Annotated in this window: 20 protein-coding genes; 4 read left to right on the forward strand and 16 right to left on the reverse strand. The window is 72.7% G+C overall.

The features are described 5' to 3' along the window. Nucleotides 1–41 precede the first annotated feature (41 nt). The 13 genes from DRV96_RS05525 to DRV96_RS05585 all read right to left on the reverse strand — a co-directional run bounded on the left by DRV96_RS05525 (nt 42) and on the right by DRV96_RS05585 (nt 10,833). Nucleotides 42–1,487, reverse strand: coding sequence for a DegQ family serine endoprotease (locus DRV96_RS05525; protein WP_119288648.1), 1,446 nt, complete (start codon nt 1,485–1,487; stop codon nt 42–44). An 82-nt stretch (nt 1,488–1,569) separates the two neighbouring features. Beyond that, the gene (locus DRV96_RS05530; protein WP_119288650.1) at nt 1,570–2,568 is read right to left on the reverse strand and encodes a MucB/RseB C-terminal domain-containing protein; all 999 of its coding nucleotides are present in this window, start codon (nt 2,566–2,568) and stop codon (nt 1,570–1,572) included. A gap of 17 nt (nt 2,569–2,585) precedes the next feature. Next, entirely contained in the window at nt 2,586–3,251 is a 666-nt protein-coding gene (locus DRV96_RS05535) for a sigma-E factor negative regulatory protein (protein ID WP_235823298.1), read from the reverse strand. Then, nucleotides 3,248–3,853 carry an RNA polymerase sigma factor RpoE gene (gene rpoE / locus DRV96_RS05540; RefSeq protein WP_119288653.1) on the reverse strand — a complete coding sequence of 202 codons (606 nt, stop codon included), beginning with the start codon at nt 3,851–3,853 and terminating at the stop codon, nt 3,248–3,250. Before rpoE ends, DRV96_RS05535 begins: the two co-directional genes overlap by 4 nt. A gap of 3 nt (nt 3,854–3,856) precedes the next feature. Further along, nucleotides 3,857–4,270 carry a hypothetical protein gene (locus DRV96_RS05545; RefSeq protein ID WP_162910955.1) on the reverse strand — a complete coding sequence of 138 codons (414 nt, stop codon included), beginning with the start codon at nt 4,268–4,270 and terminating at the stop codon, nt 3,857–3,859. Nucleotides 4,271–4,360: 90 nt separating this feature from the next. Beyond that, on the reverse strand, nt 4,361–5,605 hold the full coding sequence (gene fabF / locus DRV96_RS05550) for a beta-ketoacyl-ACP synthase II (protein WP_119288657.1): 1,245 nt from the start codon (nt 5,603–5,605) through the stop codon (nt 4,361–4,363). A gap of 8 nt (nt 5,606–5,613) precedes the next feature. Further along, nucleotides 5,614–5,853 carry an acyl carrier protein gene (gene acpP / locus DRV96_RS05555; RefSeq protein ID WP_119288659.1) on the reverse strand — a complete coding sequence of 80 codons (240 nt, stop codon included), beginning with the start codon at nt 5,851–5,853 and terminating at the stop codon, nt 5,614–5,616. Between the two features lie 69 nt (nt 5,854–5,922). Continuing rightward, a complete protein-coding gene (gene fabG / locus DRV96_RS05560) occupies nt 5,923–6,678 on the reverse strand; it encodes a 3-oxoacyl-ACP reductase FabG (RefSeq protein WP_119288661.1) in 756 nt (251 codons plus the stop codon). Further along, nucleotides 6,675–7,613 (reverse strand): ACP S-malonyltransferase, encoded by a 939-nt coding sequence (gene fabD, locus DRV96_RS05565; protein WP_119288664.1) that lies wholly within the window; start codon nt 7,611–7,613, stop codon nt 6,675–6,677. Before fabD ends, fabG begins: the two co-directional genes overlap by 4 nt. A 20-nt stretch (nt 7,614–7,633) precedes the next feature. Next, a complete protein-coding gene (locus DRV96_RS05570) occupies nt 7,634–8,620 on the reverse strand; it encodes a beta-ketoacyl-ACP synthase III (RefSeq protein ID WP_119288666.1) in 987 nt (328 codons plus the stop codon). Then, nucleotides 8,617–9,699: a phosphate acyltransferase PlsX gene (gene plsX / locus DRV96_RS05575; protein WP_210756977.1), complete on the reverse strand. Its 1,083-nt coding sequence runs from the start codon at nt 9,697–9,699 to the stop codon at nt 8,617–8,619. Before plsX ends, DRV96_RS05570 begins: the two co-directional genes overlap by 4 nt. A gap of 112 nt (nt 9,700–9,811) precedes the next feature. After that, nucleotides 9,812–9,994, reverse strand: a complete 183-nt coding sequence (gene rpmF / locus DRV96_RS05580) for a 50S ribosomal protein L32 (protein ID WP_119288668.1) — start codon at nt 9,992–9,994, stop codon at nt 9,812–9,814. A gap of 278 nt (nt 9,995–10,272) precedes the next feature. Then, entirely contained in the window at nt 10,273–10,833 is a 561-nt protein-coding gene (locus tag DRV96_RS05585) for a YceD family protein (RefSeq protein ID WP_119288670.1), read from the reverse strand. 56 nt (nt 10,834–10,889) lie between these two features. Between DRV96_RS05585 and DRV96_RS05590 the strand changes: the two genes are divergently transcribed. After that, nucleotides 10,890–11,489 (forward strand): Maf family nucleotide pyrophosphatase, encoded by a 600-nt coding sequence (locus DRV96_RS05590; protein ID WP_119288672.1) that lies wholly within the window; start codon nt 10,890–10,892, stop codon nt 11,487–11,489. Next, a complete protein-coding gene (locus DRV96_RS05595; protein WP_119288674.1) occupies nt 11,486–12,241 on the forward strand; it encodes an SAM-dependent methyltransferase in 756 nt (251 codons plus the stop codon). The genes DRV96_RS05590 and DRV96_RS05595 overlap by 4 nt, the downstream gene beginning before the upstream one ends. Here the strand turns inward: DRV96_RS05595 and DRV96_RS05600 are convergent. Then, complete coding sequence (locus tag DRV96_RS05600; protein WP_162910956.1) at nt 12,238–12,591, reverse strand: VanZ family protein; 354 nt, start codon at nt 12,589–12,591, stop codon at nt 12,238–12,240. The genes DRV96_RS05595 and DRV96_RS05600 overlap by 4 nt on opposite strands. Nucleotides 12,592–12,597: 6 nt before the next feature. After that, nucleotides 12,598–14,073, reverse strand: a complete 1,476-nt coding sequence (locus tag DRV96_RS05605; RefSeq protein WP_419187033.1) for a DEAD/DEAH box helicase — start codon at nt 14,071–14,073, stop codon at nt 12,598–12,600. A 108-nt stretch (nt 14,074–14,181) separates the two neighbouring features. Between DRV96_RS05605 and DRV96_RS05610 the strand changes: the two genes are divergently transcribed. Beyond that, nucleotides 14,182–15,033: an MOSC domain-containing protein gene (locus tag DRV96_RS05610; protein ID WP_119288679.1), complete on the forward strand. Its 852-nt coding sequence runs from the start codon at nt 14,182–14,184 to the stop codon at nt 15,031–15,033. 26 nt (nt 15,034–15,059) lie between these two features. After that, a complete protein-coding gene (locus DRV96_RS05615) occupies nt 15,060–15,776 on the forward strand; it encodes a DMT family transporter (protein WP_119288681.1) in 717 nt (238 codons plus the stop codon). A 154-nt stretch (nt 15,777–15,930) separates the two neighbouring features. Here the strand turns inward: DRV96_RS05615 and DRV96_RS05620 are convergent. Next, nucleotides 15,931–16,380: transposase (locus tag DRV96_RS05620; RefSeq protein WP_210756978.1), on the reverse strand; the 450-nt coding region annotated here is incomplete at its 5' end.

Genomic DNA, 16,380 nt, shown 5'->3' on the forward strand with positions numbered 1-16,380 from the left:
TCGGGTCTGGCAGCGTCGGTGCGGCGGGCCGCCCCGCCGAATCAGCCCGCCGGACGCACGACGAGGTAGTTGACCCAGTCGCCGCGGCGCACCATCAGGCTGATGGGCCGGTTCTTGTCGGCCTTGGCCACCAGTGCGTTGAACTGCTTCGCGTCACTGACTTCGTGGTTGTTGACCGACAGGATCACGTCGCCCTCGCGCAGCCCGGCGCGCGCCGCGGGTCCGTCGACGGCATCGACGACGACACCGCCGCGCACCCTGAGCTCGCGCTTCTGCGCGTCGCTGAGGTCAGACACCGACGCACCGATCACGCTCGTCGTGCTCGGTGCCGGCGTCGGCGCCTGCGACACGCGCGTCGGGCGCTCGGGCTCGAACTCGGCCACCGCCACCGTCACGTCGCGGTAGCTGCCACGACGAAAGACCTGGATCCTCGACTGCGTGCCAGGCGCCGTGCCACCGATGATGCGCGGCAGGTCGACCGACTTCTCGACCGGCTTGCCGTCGACGCGCGTGATGATGTCGCCGGCCTCGATGCCCGCCTTGTCGGCCGGCCCACCGGACTCGACGCTTTGCACCAGCGCGCCACGCGCCTCGCCGAGGCCGATCGCCTCGGCGACTTCCTTCGTCACCGGGGCGATCTGCACGCCGATGCGCCCGCGGATCACGCGGCCGTGCTGGCGCAGCTGCTCCGACACGCGCACCGCCTCGTCGATCGGGATCGCGAACGAGATGCCCATGAAACCACCCGAGCGGCTGTAGATCTGCGAGTTGATGCCCACGACTTCGCCGCGCAGGTTCAGCAGCGGCCCGCCCGAGTTGCCCGGGTTGATCGCAACGTCGGTCTGGATGAAGGGCAGGTAGTCGCCGGTGTCGCGCTGCTTCGCACTGACGATGCCCGCCGTGACCGTGTTCTCGAGCCCGAACGGCGAGCCGATGGCCACCACCCATTCACCGACCCTGAGCTTGTTGACGTCGCCGATCTTGACCGTCGGCAAGCCCGTGGCTTCGATCTTCACGATCGCGACGTCGGTGCGGCGGTCGGCACCGACGATGCGCGCCTTGAACTCGCGCCGGTCGGGCAGCGTGACGATGACCTCGTCGGCCCCCTCGACCACGTGCGCGTTGGTCATCACGAAACCGTCGGGGCTGACGATGAACCCCGAACCGACGCCGCGCTGCCGGGGCTCGTCGTTGCCGGGCGGCCCACGTCGCGGATCGGGACGCCCCGGCAGCGGGATGCCGAAGCGGCGCAGGAACTCTTCCATGTTCGGATCGAGCTCCGGCGTCGCGCGCGAAACCTGGCGGCCGCGCTCGAGGGTGCGGATGTTGACGACCGCCGGTCCGACGCGCTCGACCAGTTCGGTGAAGTCCGGCAGCGCCACCGTCTGCGCGGCCGCGTCGGCCACCGGCCACACCGCCAGCAGTGCCGCCGCCAGCGTCACGCCGGCGACCAGTTGCCTCGATGGCTGCAACCAAGACATCGTCATCACTCCTCGTCGGCGGTCGATCCTCGCCGTTCTGTGCTCAGATTGTTTTCCCGGACCGCGGCACGCGGCGTCGCTGGCGGCCTCAGCGCCGACGCTGCACGGCGTCGGCAAAGCGCGCGACGGTCGTCATCGGGACGTCGCCCATCACCGTGACCCACCATTGATCGTGGCGCTTCATCAACGTGTGCGTCGCGCCGATCGCCGTCTGCCCCGCGCGGTGACGTCCCTCGCGGTACGGCTCGATGAACACCGACACATGCGTCAGGCCGTCGGAGAACACCGCCTGCAGTACGGTGTCGTCGTGTTCCGATTCGCCCGCCGCCACGCTACGGCGCACGCCGCGCACCTGGACGAAACCCGGTACCGGCACGATCTGCCAGCCTTCGGCGGCCAGCTCGGTCGGCGCCAGGGTCGGCCGCAGCACGCGGTAGCCGTCGAGCCTCTTCATCGAGCGCAACACCACGTCGGGCTGCGGCTTGACGCCGATCGTCACGTCGCTGAACGCGGCGCTCTCGAGCACGCGACCGTCGGACGACAGCACGTCGGTACGCAGCAGCAAGCCGCTGCGACGCTCGACCCACAGGCGCTGCGCAAAGCGCGCATCGTCGCGCGGCTGCAGCAGGTACACCGTCGCATCGTGACCCGCGACGCGGTCCTCGCCTTCGGCGCGCAGTTCGTAGCGCTCGAACACGCGCGCATCCGGCTGCACGCGCAGCAGCGCCGGCCCGGCGTCGACCTCGTCGCGACGCTCGACGACCGCCACGCGCTGCGTCGGCCACAGCGTGTGCACGACGTCGTTGTGGCGGTAGACGACACGGTTCTGCCCGTCGAGCATCTCGACACGCTCGAACTGCTGCCGCCCGTCGCAGTAGTGAGCGATGCGCGAGCTGCTGACGACGCCCCCCACGCTCGACACCAGCGTGCCCTGGTAGTTGCCGTACGCCACGGCCTCGTGGATGCGACGGATCCACGCCGACGGATCCGCTGCACTGGAACCCGCTGCGGCCGCATCCGCGGCCCACGACGCCGACACGAAGCCGGCCGAGACGGCCAGCACGAGGCAGCGGATCAGCGAACGCATTCGCATCGTCGATCGCGTCAGCGTTGCGGTTGCGGCACGGCGCTGGCGGTGCTGCGCACGACGCCGCCGGGCACGAGCACGGCGCTCGGGCCGTACTGCTTGTGCGCCTGCAGGTAGCGGTCGAGCTGCGCGTCGCGGATCAGCACGCCGTCGACGCCGGCCGCCGGCGCGACCGCCGCGCCCGACGCCACGTTCGACACACGCATCGCCGCGCCGGCTGGAGCCGGCTGGCTCGCGATCACGGCGGTCGGCGCTTCGCCACCCGGCGCCGCCAGCCGTGTGACGACCATCACGCCAGCGACCGCGACGAAGCCGGCCGCCACCGCGGCCGGCGCCAGCCAGCGCCGGCGGCGCGCGGGGGCGCTCGCGCTGGCTGCGATCGTGGCCGCCGGCGCCATCACGACCGGCTCGTCGGCCAGCCGCCGCCGCAGCGCCTGCAGGAAGGCCTCGTCGTGGCGGGCGTCGTGCGCGAGGTCTTCGGAGCGCATCACGTCGCCGATCAGGTGGTAGGCGTGCCAGGTCACGCGCAACTCGCCGTCGTCACGCCAGTCGCGGCACAGGCGCGCCACGTCGGCGCTGCCCAGCTCACCATCCATCATCGCCGACAGGCTTTGCCGCTGCTGCTCACGATCCACTGCGTCCGACATCTTGCACTCCACCAGTTCGACCGACCCCGCGCTCACCAGCGTTCGCCTTCGCGCGTGCCCAGCAGGGGCCGCAGCCGCTCGGCGATCGCCTCGCGGGCACGAAAGATCCGCGAACGCACGGTGCCGATCGGGCAATTCATCACTTCGGCGATCTCCTCGTAGCTCAAGCCTTCGATCTCCCGCAGGGTGATCGCCTGGCGCAAATCCTCGGAAAGAGCCTCGATGGCCGCATTCACCGTCGCCGCGACCTGCTTGCTCGCCAGCATCGCGTCCGGTGTTTCGGCGTCGGTTAGTTCGTTCTCCACGCGGGAAGTTTCGTCGCCGTCGTCGCCAGCGCTGCGCGCCGCCTCCGACACCAGCGGATCGCGTTTGAGCTCGACGAGGGCCTTCTTGGCGGTGTTGACCGCGATCCGGTACAGCCACGTGTAGAAGGCGCTGTCGCCGCGGAACTGCGGCAGCGCCCGGTACGCGCGGATGAAGGTCTCCTGCGCGATGTCGGGCACCAGGTCGACGTCGCGCACCATGCGCGCGATCAGCCGCTCGACGCGGCGCTGGTACTTGACGACCAGCAGCTCGAAGGCGCGCGCGTCACCGCGCTTGACGCGTTCGACGAGTTGGGCGTCGGCTTCGGCGCTCATCGATCACACCGGCAGGCGCGCGACCACGCCCGCGTCGGCGCCGCGCGCGTGGACGGCGCAGCGAAGCGCATGCCAGCGCGCAGCGTGTCGCGCGCGCGACACTGCGATCCATCGCCGCCGCCCGTCGACGGCGTCGAAGCGCAGCAGCAGCCAGATGTCCAGATCGACGGCCACGGTCAGCGCACCCTCGACGGCCGGCGCATCGCGGCCGGGCACCCAATGCCAGCGGCGACCTTCCCAGCGCAGCAGCCCGGTCCCGGCGTGGCAGTGACGCCAGGCCACCGCACCCGCCCACAGGCCGACCACGGACGCGGCCGCCTGCACACCGGTCGACGCACCGGCCAGCGCGAACACCCATCCCACGAAGAGGGCGACTGCGGCGGCCACCAGGACGGCGACGACCGCGCGCGACGCCACATCGGCGCCAGCACGGACCTCGACGACGGGAGCCGAGCTCATGCCGTCATCCCCAGCCGCCCACGCCGCCGCATCGCACTGCGGCGCGGCTCATGCGCGCCGGAACACCAGCGTGCCGTTGGTGCCGCCGAAACCGAAATTGTTCTTCACCGCGACTTCGATCCTCATTTCGCGCGCGACGTTCGCGCAGTAATCGAGGTCGCACTCCGGGTCCTGCGAAAAGATGTTGATCGTCGGCGGCGACACCTGATGGTGCACCGCGAGCACCGTGAACACCGACTCGATGCCGCCGGCGCCGCCGAGCAGGTGGCCCGTCATCGACTTCGTCGAGTTGACGACCATCTTCTTCGCGTGGTCGCCGAACGCGAGCTTGATCGCGTTGGTCTCGTTGACGTCGCCCAGCGGCGTCGAGGTGCCGTGCGCGTTGAGGTACTGCACCTCGTCGGGGTTGACGCCGGCGTTGCGCAGCGCCGCCTTCATCGCGCGCTTCGGGCCGTCGACGTTGGGCGCCGTCATGTGGTAGGCGTCGGCGCCCATGCCGAAGCCGGCGAGTTCGGCGTAGATCTTCGCGCCGCGCTTCTTCGCGTGCTCGTACTCCTCGAGTACCAGCACGCCCGCGCCCTCGCCGAGCACGAAGCCATCGCGGTCCTTGTCCCACGGCCGCGATGCGGTCGCCGGGTCGTCGTTGCGCGTGGACAGTGCGCGCGCGGCGGCGAAGCCGCCGATGCCCAGCGGCGAGACCGTGCTCTCGGCGCCGCCGGCGATCATCACGTCGGCGTCGCCGTACTCGATCAGCCGGGCGGCCTCGCCGATGCAGTGCAGGCCGGTGGTGCACGCCGTCACGATCGCCAAGTTCGGCCCGGTGTAGCCGTAGCGGATCGACACGTGACCGGAGATCATGTTGATGATCGACGCCGGCACGAAGAACGGCGAGATGCGGCGCGCGCCGCGCTCGATGTAGTCCTTGTGCGTCTGCTCGATCATCGGCAGGCCGCCGATGCCCGAGCCGACCATCACGCCGATGCGCTCGGCCGCGTCCTCCGACAGCTCGCTGCCCGCGGGCAGCCCGGCGTCCTGGATCGCCTGCACCGACGCCGCCATCCCGTAGTGGATGAACGTGTCCATGTGCCGGGCTTCCTTGCCCGGGATGTAGGCCTCGACATCGAACCCCTTGACCTCGCCGGCGAAGCGCACGGCCAGCGACGAAGCATCGAAGCGCGTGATGGGGGCGATGCCCGAACGGCCGGCGACCAGGTTGGCCCAGCCCTCGGCGACGGTGTTGCCGACCGGGCTGACGAGCCCGAGGCCGGTGACGACGACGCGGCGACGCGACATGCGCTCGGTCAGGCCTTCTGGTGCTTCATGGCGTAGTCGATCGCCAGCTGCACGGTGGTGATCTTCTCGGCCTCCTCGTCCGGAATCTCGATGCCGAACTCGTCCTCGAGCGCCATCACCAGTTCCACCGTGTCGAGCGAGTCGGCGCCCAGGTCGGCGACGAAGGCCTTCTCGTTCGTCACCTCGGCTTCCGACACGCCGAGCTGTTCGGCGATGATCTTCTTGACGCGCGCTTCGATATCGCTCATGACTCCTCCGGGAGTGAAAGGAAAAAACGGCCCGGATTCTACCGGGCGACGCCGCGGCGGCCGCCCGCCTCAGGCCATGTACATGCCGCCATTGACGTGCAGCTCGGTGCCGGTCACGTAGCCGGCCTGCGGCGAGGCCAGGAACACCACCGCGGCAGCCACCTCGGCCGGCGTGCCCAGCCGCGCGAGCGGAATCTGCTGCAGCAGCGCGTCCTTGTGCGCCTGCGGCAGCGCGTCGGTCATGTCGGTGGCGATGAAGCCGGGCGCGACGCAGTTGACGGTGATGCCGCGGCTGCCGAGTTCGCGCGCGAGCGAGCGCGTCATGCCGGCCACGCCCGCCTTGGCCGCGGCGTAGTTGGCCTGCCCCGCGTTGCCGCTGGCGCCGACGACCGACGTGATGTTGACGATGCGCCCGTAGCGCTGCTTCATCATCGGCCGCATCACCGCGCGGCTCGCGCGGAACACCGCCTTCAGGTTGGTGTCGAGGACGGCGTCCCAGTCCTCGTCCTTCATGCGCATCGCCAGCGTGTCGCGCGTGATGCCGGCGTTGTTGACGAGGATGTGGATCGCGCCGTGCTGCTTGACGACGGCATCGACGGCGGCCTCGACGCCGGCGGCGTCGTTGACGTCGAGCACGATGCCCGCACAGCCCTCGTACGCCGCCAGCGTCTGCGCGATCGCCTGGGCGCCCGCCGGTGTCGTCGCCGTGCCGGTCACGCGCACGCCTTGCTGCGCGAGCGCCAGCGCAATCGCGCGACCGATGCCGCGCGAGGCACCCGTCACCAGTGCCGCCTGCCCGGCCAGCGCGGCCGTCGTCTCGCTCATTGCAGCAGCCCCTTCACGTCGGTGAGCGTCGCCGGGTCGTAGACGGCGACGCTGACCAGCTCGGCGTCGATGCGCTTGGTCAGGCCGGCGAGCACCTTGCCCGGCCCGCATTCGACGACGTGCGTGACGCCGCGCGCGCGCAGTGCGCGCACGACCTCGACCCAGCGCACCGGCTGGTAGGCCTGGCGGTACAGCGCGTCGGCGATCGCCGCCGGGTCGGTGGGCGACGCGACGTCGACGTTGTTGACCACCGCGATGCGCGGGGCGGCCAGCGCCACCGTCGCCAGCCGTTCCTTCAGCCGGTCGGCCGCGGGCTTCATCAGCGGGCAATGGAATGGCGCCGACACGGCCAGCGGCAGCGCGCGCTTGGCGCCGACGGACTTCAGGATCTCGCAAGCCTTGTCGACCGCCGCCTTAGTGCCGGCGATCACGGTCTGCTTCGGGTCGTTGAAATTGGCCGCGGTGACGACCTGGCCGGTGGCGGCAGCCGCCTGCGCGCAGCCATCGACCACTGCGTCGGCGTCGAGCCCGAGGATCGCCGCCATCGCGCCCTCGCCGGGCGGCACCGCTTCCTGCATCGCCTGCGCGCGAAAGCGCACCAGCGGCAGCGCGTCGGCCAGACTCAGCACGCCGGCGGCGACCAGCGCCGCGTACTCGCCCAGCGAGTGCCCGGCCACGGCGACCGGCTCGAGGCCGGTTTCGGCGTGCAGCGCGCGCCAGCACGCGACGCCGGCGGTCAGCATCACCGGCTGCGTGTTCGTCGTCAGGTCGAGCCGCTCCTTCGGGCCCGCGTGGATCAGCGCGGCGATGTCTTCGCCGAGCGCGTCCGACGCCTCGGCGAGCGTGCGACGCACTTCGGGGTGGTCGCCGAACGCGTCGAGCATGCCGACCGACTGCGAGCCCTGGCCGGGGAAGACGACGGCGAAGGTGGTCATCGAAACGGGTCTCCGGGAGTTCAGAAATCGAGCAGCACGGCGCCCCACGTGAAGCCACCGCCGACGCCTTCGAGCAGCACCGTGTCGCCGCGGCGGATGCGCCCGTCGCGCACGCCGACGTCGAGCGCCAGCGGGATCGACGCCGCCGACGTGTTGCCGTGCTGGTCGACGGTGACGATGACGCGCTCGGGGCCGAGCTTCAGGCGCTTGGCCGTGCTGTGCATGATGCGGATGTTGGCCTGGTGCGGGATCAGCCAGTCGATGTCGGCCTCGGTGCGCCCGGCCTTGGCCAGCACCGAGCGCGCGACTTCGTCGAGCACGTGCACCGCGAGCTTGAACACGGCCTGGCCGTCCATCTTCAGCAGCGGGTCGCCGAGCGCCTTGCCGCCGGACACCGTGCCCGGCACGCACAGGATGCCGGCGTGGCGGCCGTCGGCGTGCAGCTCGCTGGCCAGCAGGCCGGGTTCGTCGCTGGCCTCGAGCACGACGGCGCCGGCGCCGTCGCCGAACAGCACGCAGGTCGTGCGGTCGTCGAAGTCGAGGATGCGCGAGAACACCTCGGCGCCGACGACGAGCGCCTTGCTCGCGCCGCCGGTGCGGATCATCGCGTCGGCCACCGTCAGCGCGTAGACGAAGCCCGAGCACACCGCCTGCACGTCGAACGCCGGGCAGCCGGCCGCGCCGAGCTTGGCCTGCAGGATCGCCGCCGTCGACGGGAACACCATGTCGGGCGTCGAAGTCGCGACGACGATCAGGTCGATCTCGTCGGCGCGACGGCCGGCGGCCTCGAGCGCGCGCTGGCAAGCCGGCAGCGCGAGGTCGCTCGCGTTGACGCCTGCGTCGGCGAAGTGGCGTGCGCGGATGCCGGTGCGCTCGACGATCCAGGCGTCCGAGGTCTCGATGCCGCGCGCGGCGAGGTCGCGTGCGAGGTCGTCGTTGGTCAGGCGCCGCGGCGGCAGGTAGCTGCCGGTGCCGGTGATGCGGGTCGTGCGGGGCGCTGCGTTCATGCGGTGCGAAGCGCGGGCGCGGCCGGCTCGGGCAGCGCCTGCAGGGTGTCGAGGATGCGGTCGTGCACGCGGTCGAGCAGCCGGTTGCGCGCCGCGTCGTACGCGCGCGACAGCGCGTGTTCGAACGCGAAGGCGTCGGCCGAGCCGTGGCTCTTGAACACGAGACCGCGCAGCCCGAGCAGCGCGGCACCGTTGTAGCGCCGGTGGTCGACGCGCGACTTGAAGTGCTTGAGCACCGGCAGCGCGACGAGCGCGGCGAACTTGGCGTACGCGGTGCGCGTGAACTCCTGGCGGATGAAGTCCGACAGCATCGCCGCCAGCCCTTCGGCCGTCTTCAGCGCGACGTTGCCGACGAAGCCGTCGCACACGACGATGTCGGTCGTGCCCCTGAAGATGTCGTTGCCCTCGACGTTGCCGTGGAAGTTCAGGTGCCCACCGTCGGCGGCGGCGCGCAGCAGCTCGCCGGCGCGCTTGATCGTGTCGCTGCCCTTGATCGCTTCCTCGCCGATGTTGAGCAGGCCGACGCTGGGGTCTTCCTTGCCGTCGACGGCCGACACCAGCGCACTGCCGAGCACGGCGAACTGCAGCAGGTGCTCGGCGGTGCAGTCGACGTTGGCACCGAGGTCGAGCACCGTCGTGTAGCCGTCGTTGCGGTTGGGCATCACGGTGGCGATCGCCGGGCGGTCGATGCCGTCGACGGTCTTCAGCAGGTAGCGCGCGACTGCCATCAGCGCGCCGGTGTTGCCGGCCGACACGCACACGTCGGCGGCGGGCGGCGCGCCGTCGCCGCCCTTGAGCTGCGCGATGGCCACGCGCATCGACGAGTCGCGCTTCTTGCGCAGCGCGACCTCGACGGGGTCGTCCATCGTGACGACCTCGCTGGCGACGACGACGCGCGTGCGCGGCCAGCCGCGCGCGTCGCGCAGCGCGGCCTCGGTGCCGACGAGCAGCAGTTCGGCGTCGGGGTGGCGGTCGAGGAAGCCGCGGCAGGCCGGCAGCGTGACCGCCGGGCCGTGGTCGCCGCCCATGCAGTCGACGGCCATGCGCACGCGCGCCAGGGCCGGCAGCGACGCCGTCATGGCCGTCGGACGGGACGCAGGCCCCGCCCGATGGCGCGGGGCACGGTCACGGGAGCGGAAGCGGGCACGGTGCAGTGCAGCCGCGCGGGCGGCGCGCGCCGGACGGCGTCGCTCAGGCGTCGGCCTTGGTCTTGAGCACCTTGCGGCCGCGGTAGAAGCCGCTCGGGCTGATGTGGTGGCGCAGATGCGTCTCGCCGGTGGTCGGCTCGATCGCCAAGCCCGGCGCGGCGAGCGCGTTGTGCGAGCGGTGCATGCCGCGCTTGGACGGCGACTTTTTGTTCTGCTGGACGGCCATGACGTTCTCCTGAAGCAAGCCCGAGCGGGCCGACGGCCGCGCAGGCGGCCGGCCCGCACCAACGGTCGGGCGCGTGTCGCGAGGCGGGCTCGGCGCTCCCGACCGTCACGACGGCTGCGTGTGCCTCCTCGCCACGTCGCGGGCAGACCGCATCGCGGATCCCGCCCGCGCGCGCCGCCAAGGTGCGCGACGCACCGCGCAAGCGGCACGCCACGGCGAAGGCGCCGAATCGCAAAGCCCGGCAGTATAGCATTCCACCCCGCTGCAGCCGGCGTCGCTCAGTGCCGGCGACCCTTGCCGCGCCAGTCGGCCAGCGCAGCGAACGGGTGCGGCTTGTCGGCGGCCGCCTCGTCGCCGGACGGCGACGGCTGCGCGCGCGGCGGGCGGCAGGCGTCGTGACGCGGCACCATCGGCATCGCGAGCAGCAGCTCGTCCTCGATCAGTTCGTGCAGGTCGAGCGCGCGCTCGAGCGCGAGCACGTCGTCGTCGCTTTCGAGGTCGAGTTCGGCCGCCTGCGCCTCGTCGTCGACGAAGCGCAGCCGACGGCCGACGTGCAGCGGCAGCGACACCGGATGCAGGCAGCGCTGGCAGCGCCGCACGACGGTCAGCCGTGCGTCGATCTCGAGCCACCGGCGCGGCGCGCCGCCCGGCTGCGGCTGCTGCACGCCGCGCACGTGCCACGTCACGTCGCCGTGGACCGGCGGCGCCTCGGGCGGGTGATCGTCGGCCAGGCGGGCGAACCCGGCCAGCGGCCAGTGCCCCTGCAGCTCGCCGCCGTCGGCGGCGAACGCCGCCACGTCGAGGCGCCGGGGGTCGTGCACGCGCGGCTTCGGCTTCATGCCGGCGAGTGTAGGCCGGCGCACGCCCTGCCGGCGGCAGCGACAATCGGGCCCCGATGGACACGCCGCCCGCCCTGATCCTCGCGTCGACGTCGCGCTACCGCCGCGAGCTGCTCGCGCGGCTGCGCATCGCGTTCGACGTCGTCGCGCCGGCAGTCGACGAGACGCCACAGCCCGGCGAGGCGCCGGCAGCGCTCGCGCAGCGTCTGGCGCTCGCAAAGGCGCACGCCGTTGCGGCGCAGCACCCGCAGGCGGTCGTAATCGGTTCGGACCAGGTCGCCGAGCTCGACGGCCAGGCGATCGGCAAGCCCGGCAGCCACGCACGCGCCGTCGAGCAATTGCGCGCGATGAGCGGGCGGCGCGTCGTGTTCCACACCGCGGTGGCCGTCGTGTGCGCCGCGCGCGGCTTCGCCGACGTGAAGCTGGCACCGGTCACGGTGCACTTCCGCACGCTCGACGACGCGCAGATCGAGCGCTACCTGCGTCTCGAGCAGCCGTACGACTGCGCGGGCAGCGCCAAGAGCGAGTCGCTGGGCATCGCGCTGCTCGAGGCGATCGACAGCGACGACCCGACCGCCCTCGTCGGCCTGCCGCTGATGCGCACCTGCGCGCTGCTGCGCGCGGCCGGGCTCGACCCGATCGCCGCGGCGTCATGACGCCGCCGGGCCGCCTGCTGCTGGTGCCCAACACGCTGGACCTCGCCAGCGAGCCGGTCGACCTCGCCGACGTGCTGCCGCACGGCGTGCTGCGCGAGGCGGCGCGGCTGCGCTGCTGGGTGGCCGAGAACGCGAAGACGACGCGCGCGTTCCTCAAGCGCGTCGACGCCGTCGTGCCGCTTGCGCATCCGCTGCAGCAGGTGCAGATCCGCGAGCTGCCGCGGCCGGCCAAAGGCGGCGCGGCGCCGGCGCCGGCCGCTGCGTGGCACGAGCTGCTCGCGCCGGCGCTGGCCGGTGAGGACCTGGGCCTGATCAGCGAGGCCGGGCTGCCCGCCGTCGCCGACCCGGGCGCCGCACTGGTCGCGGCGGCGCACGCCGCCGGCGTGCCGGTGCAGCCGCTGCCGGGGCCGAGCTCGCTGCTGCTCGCGCTGGCCGCCAGCGGCCTGAACGGCCAGAGCTTCGCCTTCGTCGGCTACCTGCCGCAGAACGCAGGCACGCTCGCGGCGCGGCTGCGCGAGCTCGAGGCGCGCTCGCGGCGCGAGCAGCAGACGCAGATCGCGATCGAGACGCCGTACCGCAACGCCACGCTGCTGCAGGCGCTGCTGGCGCACCTGGCGCCGACGACACGGCTGGCGGTGGCCAGCGCGCTGACGCTGCCCGGCGGCTGGTGCCGCAGCCGCACCGTGCACGAGTGGCGGCGCGAGCCGCCGGTGCTCGACCGCCGGCCCGCCGTGTTCCTGTTCCTCGGCTAGCGCCGCCGCGGCGCCCCGCGCACGAGCAGCGCGTGGCCGAGCAGGAGCCCGGCGCCGTCGGCCAGCCAGTCGGCCCACGACGCCTCGCGCGTCGGCGTCAGCGCCTGCAGGCCCTCGATCGCCGCGCCGTAGGCGAGCAGGCCCAGCGCCAGCGGCAGCGGCCGCACGCCCGCCGCGCGGCCCAGCGCCCACAGCATCGCAAAGCCCAGCGCGTGGGCGAGCTTGTCGACGTGGGGAAACGGCGGTTGCGCCCCGTCGGCCGGCCACAGCGCGACGACGACCCCGCCGGTGAGGGCCAGCACGAACGCGACCACCGCCAGCCGCCGCCAGGACGGCGGCGGCGCGTGCACCGCCACTCAGCTGCCGCGGCGCCCGCCGAGCAGCGCCGCGACCGGCCTCTTCGCCTTGATGCCCGGCGCGCGCGGCTTCTCCGGCGCGGCACCGGCCGCGGTGTCCGGCGCGGCCGGCGCCGGCGGGGCGTCCGACGGTTCGTAGGGCCGGTCGAACAGCGGATCGGACGGCGGCAGCGCCCGGCGCGGCTCGGGCGCACGCGCGGGACGCTGCGCGCGGGGCTCGACCCGGCGCTCGCCGGCGGCGTCGTCGCCGCGGCGCGGGCGCCGGACGCGCGCGTCGTCGAGTTCGAACGGCTCGAGCTCGATCTTTTTCTTGATCAGCTTCTCGATCTCGGCCACCAGCCGCGCGTCGTCGCGCGTGACCAGCGTCACCGCGAGCCCCGAGGCCCCGGCGCGCCCGGTGCGGCCGATGCGGTGCACGTAGTCCTCGGCGTTGAACGGCACGTCGTAGTTGAAGACCGCCGGCAGGTCGGCGATGTCCAACCCGCGCGCGGCGACGTCGGTGGCCACGAGCACGTCGACCTCGCCCTTCTTGAACGCGTCGAGCGCCTTGAGCCGCTCGTCCTGGCTCTTGTCGCCGTGCAGCGCGTTGGTGCGCAGGCCGTCGCGCTCGAACGCGCGCGCCAGCCGCGCGCAGCCGAGCTTGGAGTTGACGAACACGATGGCCTGCGCGAGGTTGCGCTCGCGCAGGATCTGGCGCACCGCGGCGCGCTTGTCGTCGGCGTCGACGCTGTAGAAGTGCTGCTCGACGGTCGAGGCGGTGGCGTTCGGCCGCGCGACCTCGACCGTCACCGGGTCGTGCAGGTAGCTCTGCGCGAGCCGCTTGATCTCGGGCGAGAACGTGGCCGAGAACAGCAGCGTCTGGCGCTGCTTCGGCAGGTAGCTGAGGATGCGCTGCAGGTCGGGCAGGAAGCCGATGTCGAGCATGCGGTCGGCCTCGTCGAGCACGACGTACTCGACCTGGTTGATCACGCAGTTCTTGGCCTCGATGTGGTCGAGCAGCCGCCCGGGCGTGGCGATCAGCACCTCGACGCCGCGCTTCAGTTCGGCCGTCTGCGGCTTCATGTCGACGCCGCCGAACACCACGGTGCTGCGCAGCTGCGTGTACTTCGCGTAGGTCTTGACGTTGGCCGCGACCTGGTCGGCGAGTTCGCGCGTCGGCGCGAGCACGAGCGCGCGCACCGGGTGCCGCGCCGGCGACGCCGACGCGTTCTCGTGGCGCAGCATCTTCTGCAGCAGCGGCAGCGTGAACGCCGCCGTCTTGCCGGTGCCGGTCTGCGCGGCGCCCATCACGTCGCGGCCGGCGAGCACGATCGGGATCGCCTTGGCCTGGATCGGCGTCATCGCCGTGTAGCCGGCGTCGGCGACAGCGCGCAGCAGCTTGGGGTCGAGCGCGACGCTCGAGAACAGCGGGGCCGCGGGCGGCGCGTCACCGGCGATCCCGGGCGCGTCCGCGAGGGCAGGGGTATCGGTCATCATGGGTGATTATCCCCCCGGGGCGGCGCCGACGCCCGGCGCGCGGGCGCGGTGGAACAATGCGGCCCCGCGCCGCACCGGCGCACCCTGCCGTCGCCCCGCGCCCCCGCCATGTCCGACCTCGACGTCACGCTGCAATCGCTGCACCTGTATCCCGTCAAATCCTGCGGCGGCATCGGCGTGCACGAGGCGCTGCTGATCGAGACCGGCCTCGAGTTCGACCGCGCGTGGATGGTCGTCGACGAGCACGGCGAGTTCCTGACGCAGCGCGAGCTGCCGCGCCTGGCGCTGGTGGCGCCGACGCTGCGCGTCAACGACCTCGTGCTGCGCGCGCCGGGCATGCTCGCGCTGCACCTGTCGCTCGACGCCGTCGAGGCGCCGTGCCGCGTGCGCGTGTGGGACGACGAGGTGCGCGCCTACGACATGGGCGAACTCGCCGCGCAGTGGTTCAGCGACTACCTCGGCCGCCGCGCGCGGCTGGTGCGCTTCGACCCCGAGCAGCGGCGCGCGTCGGACCCGCGCTACAGCGGCGGCGTCGACGCGCAGACCGTATTCGCCGACGGCTTCGCGCTGCTCGTCGTCTCGACGGCGTCGCTGGCCGAGCTCAACCGTCGGCTGGCCGCGCGCGGCCAGCCGACGGTGGCGATGGAGCGCTTCCGCCCCAACCTCGTGCTCGACGGGCTCGACGCCCACGGCGAGGACTTCGTCGACACGCTGACGCTCGATTCGCCCGACGGCCCCGTCGTGCTGAAGCTGACCAAGCCCTGCACGCGCTGCACGATCCCCAACGTCGACCCGGCCACCGCCGCGGTCGGCACCGAGCCCGGCGACACGCTCGCGCTGTACCGCGCCGACGCGCGGCTGGGCGGCGCTGTCACGTTCGGGATGAACGCCGTCGTCGTCGGCGGCGTCGAGCACCGGCTGCAGGCTGGCGCGCGCGGCCGCGCGACGGTCGCGTTCTGACGCGCGGGCATTCCCGCGCACCCTCGATGCAGGCCCTGCCGAGCTGGCAGCTGTTCGCGCTGTGCGTGCTCACGTGGGGCACGACGTGGTACGCGATCACGTGGCAGATCGACGCGACCTCGCCCGAGGTCGGCGTCGCGTGGCGCTTCTCGCTCGCTGCGCTCGTCGTGCTCGCGGCATGGGCGTGGCGCGGCGGGCGGCTGCGCTTCGGCGCCGCGCAGCACCTGCGGCTGGCGCTGCAGGGCGCGTTCATGTTCTCGCTGTCGTACGTCGCGATCTACCACGCCGAGCGCCACGTGCCGTCGGGGCTGGTCGCGGTGGGCTACGCGGCCTCGCCGCTGGTCAACGGGCTGGGCGCGCGCTGGCTGTTCGGCGCGCCGCTGACGGCGCGCTTCGTCGCCGGCGGCGTCGCGGGCGTGACCGGCGTCGCGCTCGTGTTCGCGCCGCAGTTCCGCGCGGCCGACGCCGGCGGCGCGGTCGCGCTCGGTGCCGCGCTGACGGTGCTGGCGGTGGCGCTGTCGTCGGCCGGCAGCCTGATCGCGAGCCGCAACCGCACGCACGAGATCCCGTTCTGGCCCGCGCTCGGCTACGGCATGGCGTGGAGCGCGCTGCTGACCTGGACGCTCGTGCTCGCCGGCGGGTACGACCCGCTGCCGCCGGCCACCGTGCGCTGGTGGGCGGCGCTCGCGTACCTGACGCTGGCCGGCACGGTGCTCACCTTCGCCGCCTACCTCAGAGGCTGAGAGGCAATTGATCGCCGCAGACGCCCGTCGGGTTGGCGTCAGGGCCAGAGGAACGAACGTCACGCGGCGCTGCTGCGCGGGTGATGTCGCTGCGACGGGCTCGTGCGCGCTTCGCAGCGCTTGATTCGGGTCGATTTCTCATCTTCCGCACCCCTTACGCGGCCGCCAGGGCCGCTGCGGGCGCACCTGTGCCCAGACCGACCCACTGCGGTGCGATCTTGACCATGCGCATCAGGTTGTGCGCCAGCGCATACAGGATGGCCACCGCACGCACCTTGCGCAGCCCGCGCACCGGCATGCGCTGCAGCCCGCGGTTGCGCGCCAGCGCGTTGACGCACTCGGCGGTGGCCGCACGCTGCTTGTAGACGGCCTTGTTCTCCTCTTCGGCCATGCGCTCGCGCCACTGCGCCACCGGCTCGGAGTCACCGTCCTTGCGCCGATGCTTGTGCGGCGGCGCCGTCTCGTCCCCGGCCTTGCGCCTGGGCTCGGGCACCGGTGCGATCACTTCGGTGCGGCCTTGGGTGTGTGCGTGCACGGCGTCGATCTGCTCGTGTGCAGGGAACCCGCCGTCGGCCAGCCACTGCCCGGGCGTGCGCCCCGTGCG

This window comes from Azohydromonas sediminis (assembly GCF_003574675.1).
Classification (GTDB): Bacteria; Pseudomonadota; Gammaproteobacteria; order Burkholderiales; family Burkholderiaceae_C; genus Calidifontimicrobium; species Calidifontimicrobium sediminis.

Coding starts and splice junctions, on each gene's coding strand:
- DRV96_RS05595 (WP_119288674.1), top strand. CDS start 11,486: ATGACGCCGCCGGGCCGCCTGCTGCTGGTGCCCAACACGCTGGACCTC.
- acpP (WP_119288659.1), bottom strand. CDS start 5,853: ATGAGCGATATCGAAGCGCGCGTCAAGAAGATCATCGCCGAACAGCTC.
- DRV96_RS05610 (WP_119288679.1), top strand. CDS start 14,182: ATGTCCGACCTCGACGTCACGCTGCAATCGCTGCACCTGTATCCCGTC.
- DRV96_RS05615 (WP_119288681.1), top strand. CDS start 15,060: ATGCAGGCCCTGCCGAGCTGGCAGCTGTTCGCGCTGTGCGTGCTCACG.
- fabD (WP_119288664.1), bottom strand. CDS start 7,613: ATGACCACCTTCGCCGTCGTCTTCCCCGGCCAGGGCTCGCAGTCGGTC.
- rpmF (WP_119288668.1), bottom strand. CDS start 9,994: ATGGCCGTCCAGCAGAACAAAAAGTCGCCGTCCAAGCGCGGCATGCAC.
- DRV96_RS05590 (WP_119288672.1), top strand. CDS start 10,890: ATGGACACGCCGCCCGCCCTGATCCTCGCGTCGACGTCGCGCTACCGC.
- DRV96_RS05530 (WP_119288650.1), bottom strand. CDS start 2,568: ATGCGTTCGCTGATCCGCTGCCTCGTGCTGGCCGTCTCGGCCGGCTTC.
- DRV96_RS05585 (WP_119288670.1), bottom strand. CDS start 10,833: ATGAAGCCGAAGCCGCGCGTGCACGACCCCCGGCGCCTCGACGTGGCG.
- DRV96_RS05525 (WP_119288648.1), bottom strand. CDS start 1,487: ATGACGATGTCTTGGTTGCAGCCATCGAGGCAACTGGTCGCCGGCGTG.
- rpoE (WP_119288653.1), bottom strand. CDS start 3,853: ATGAGCGCCGAAGCCGACGCCCAACTCGTCGAACGCGTCAAGCGCGGT.
- DRV96_RS05605 (WP_419187033.1), bottom strand. CDS start 14,073: ATGATGACCGATACCCCTGCCCTCGCGGACGCGCCCGGGATCGCCGGT.
- fabF (WP_119288657.1), bottom strand. CDS start 5,605: ATGTCGCGTCGCCGCGTCGTCGTCACCGGCCTCGGGCTCGTCAGCCCG.
- DRV96_RS05570 (WP_119288666.1), bottom strand. CDS start 8,620: ATGAACGCAGCGCCCCGCACGACCCGCATCACCGGCACCGGCAGCTAC.
- fabG (WP_119288661.1), bottom strand. CDS start 6,678: ATGAGCGAGACGACGGCCGCGCTGGCCGGGCAGGCGGCACTGGTGACG.
- plsX (WP_210756977.1), bottom strand. CDS start 9,699: ATGACGGCGTCGCTGCCGGCCCTGGCGCGCGTGCGCATGGCCGTCGAC.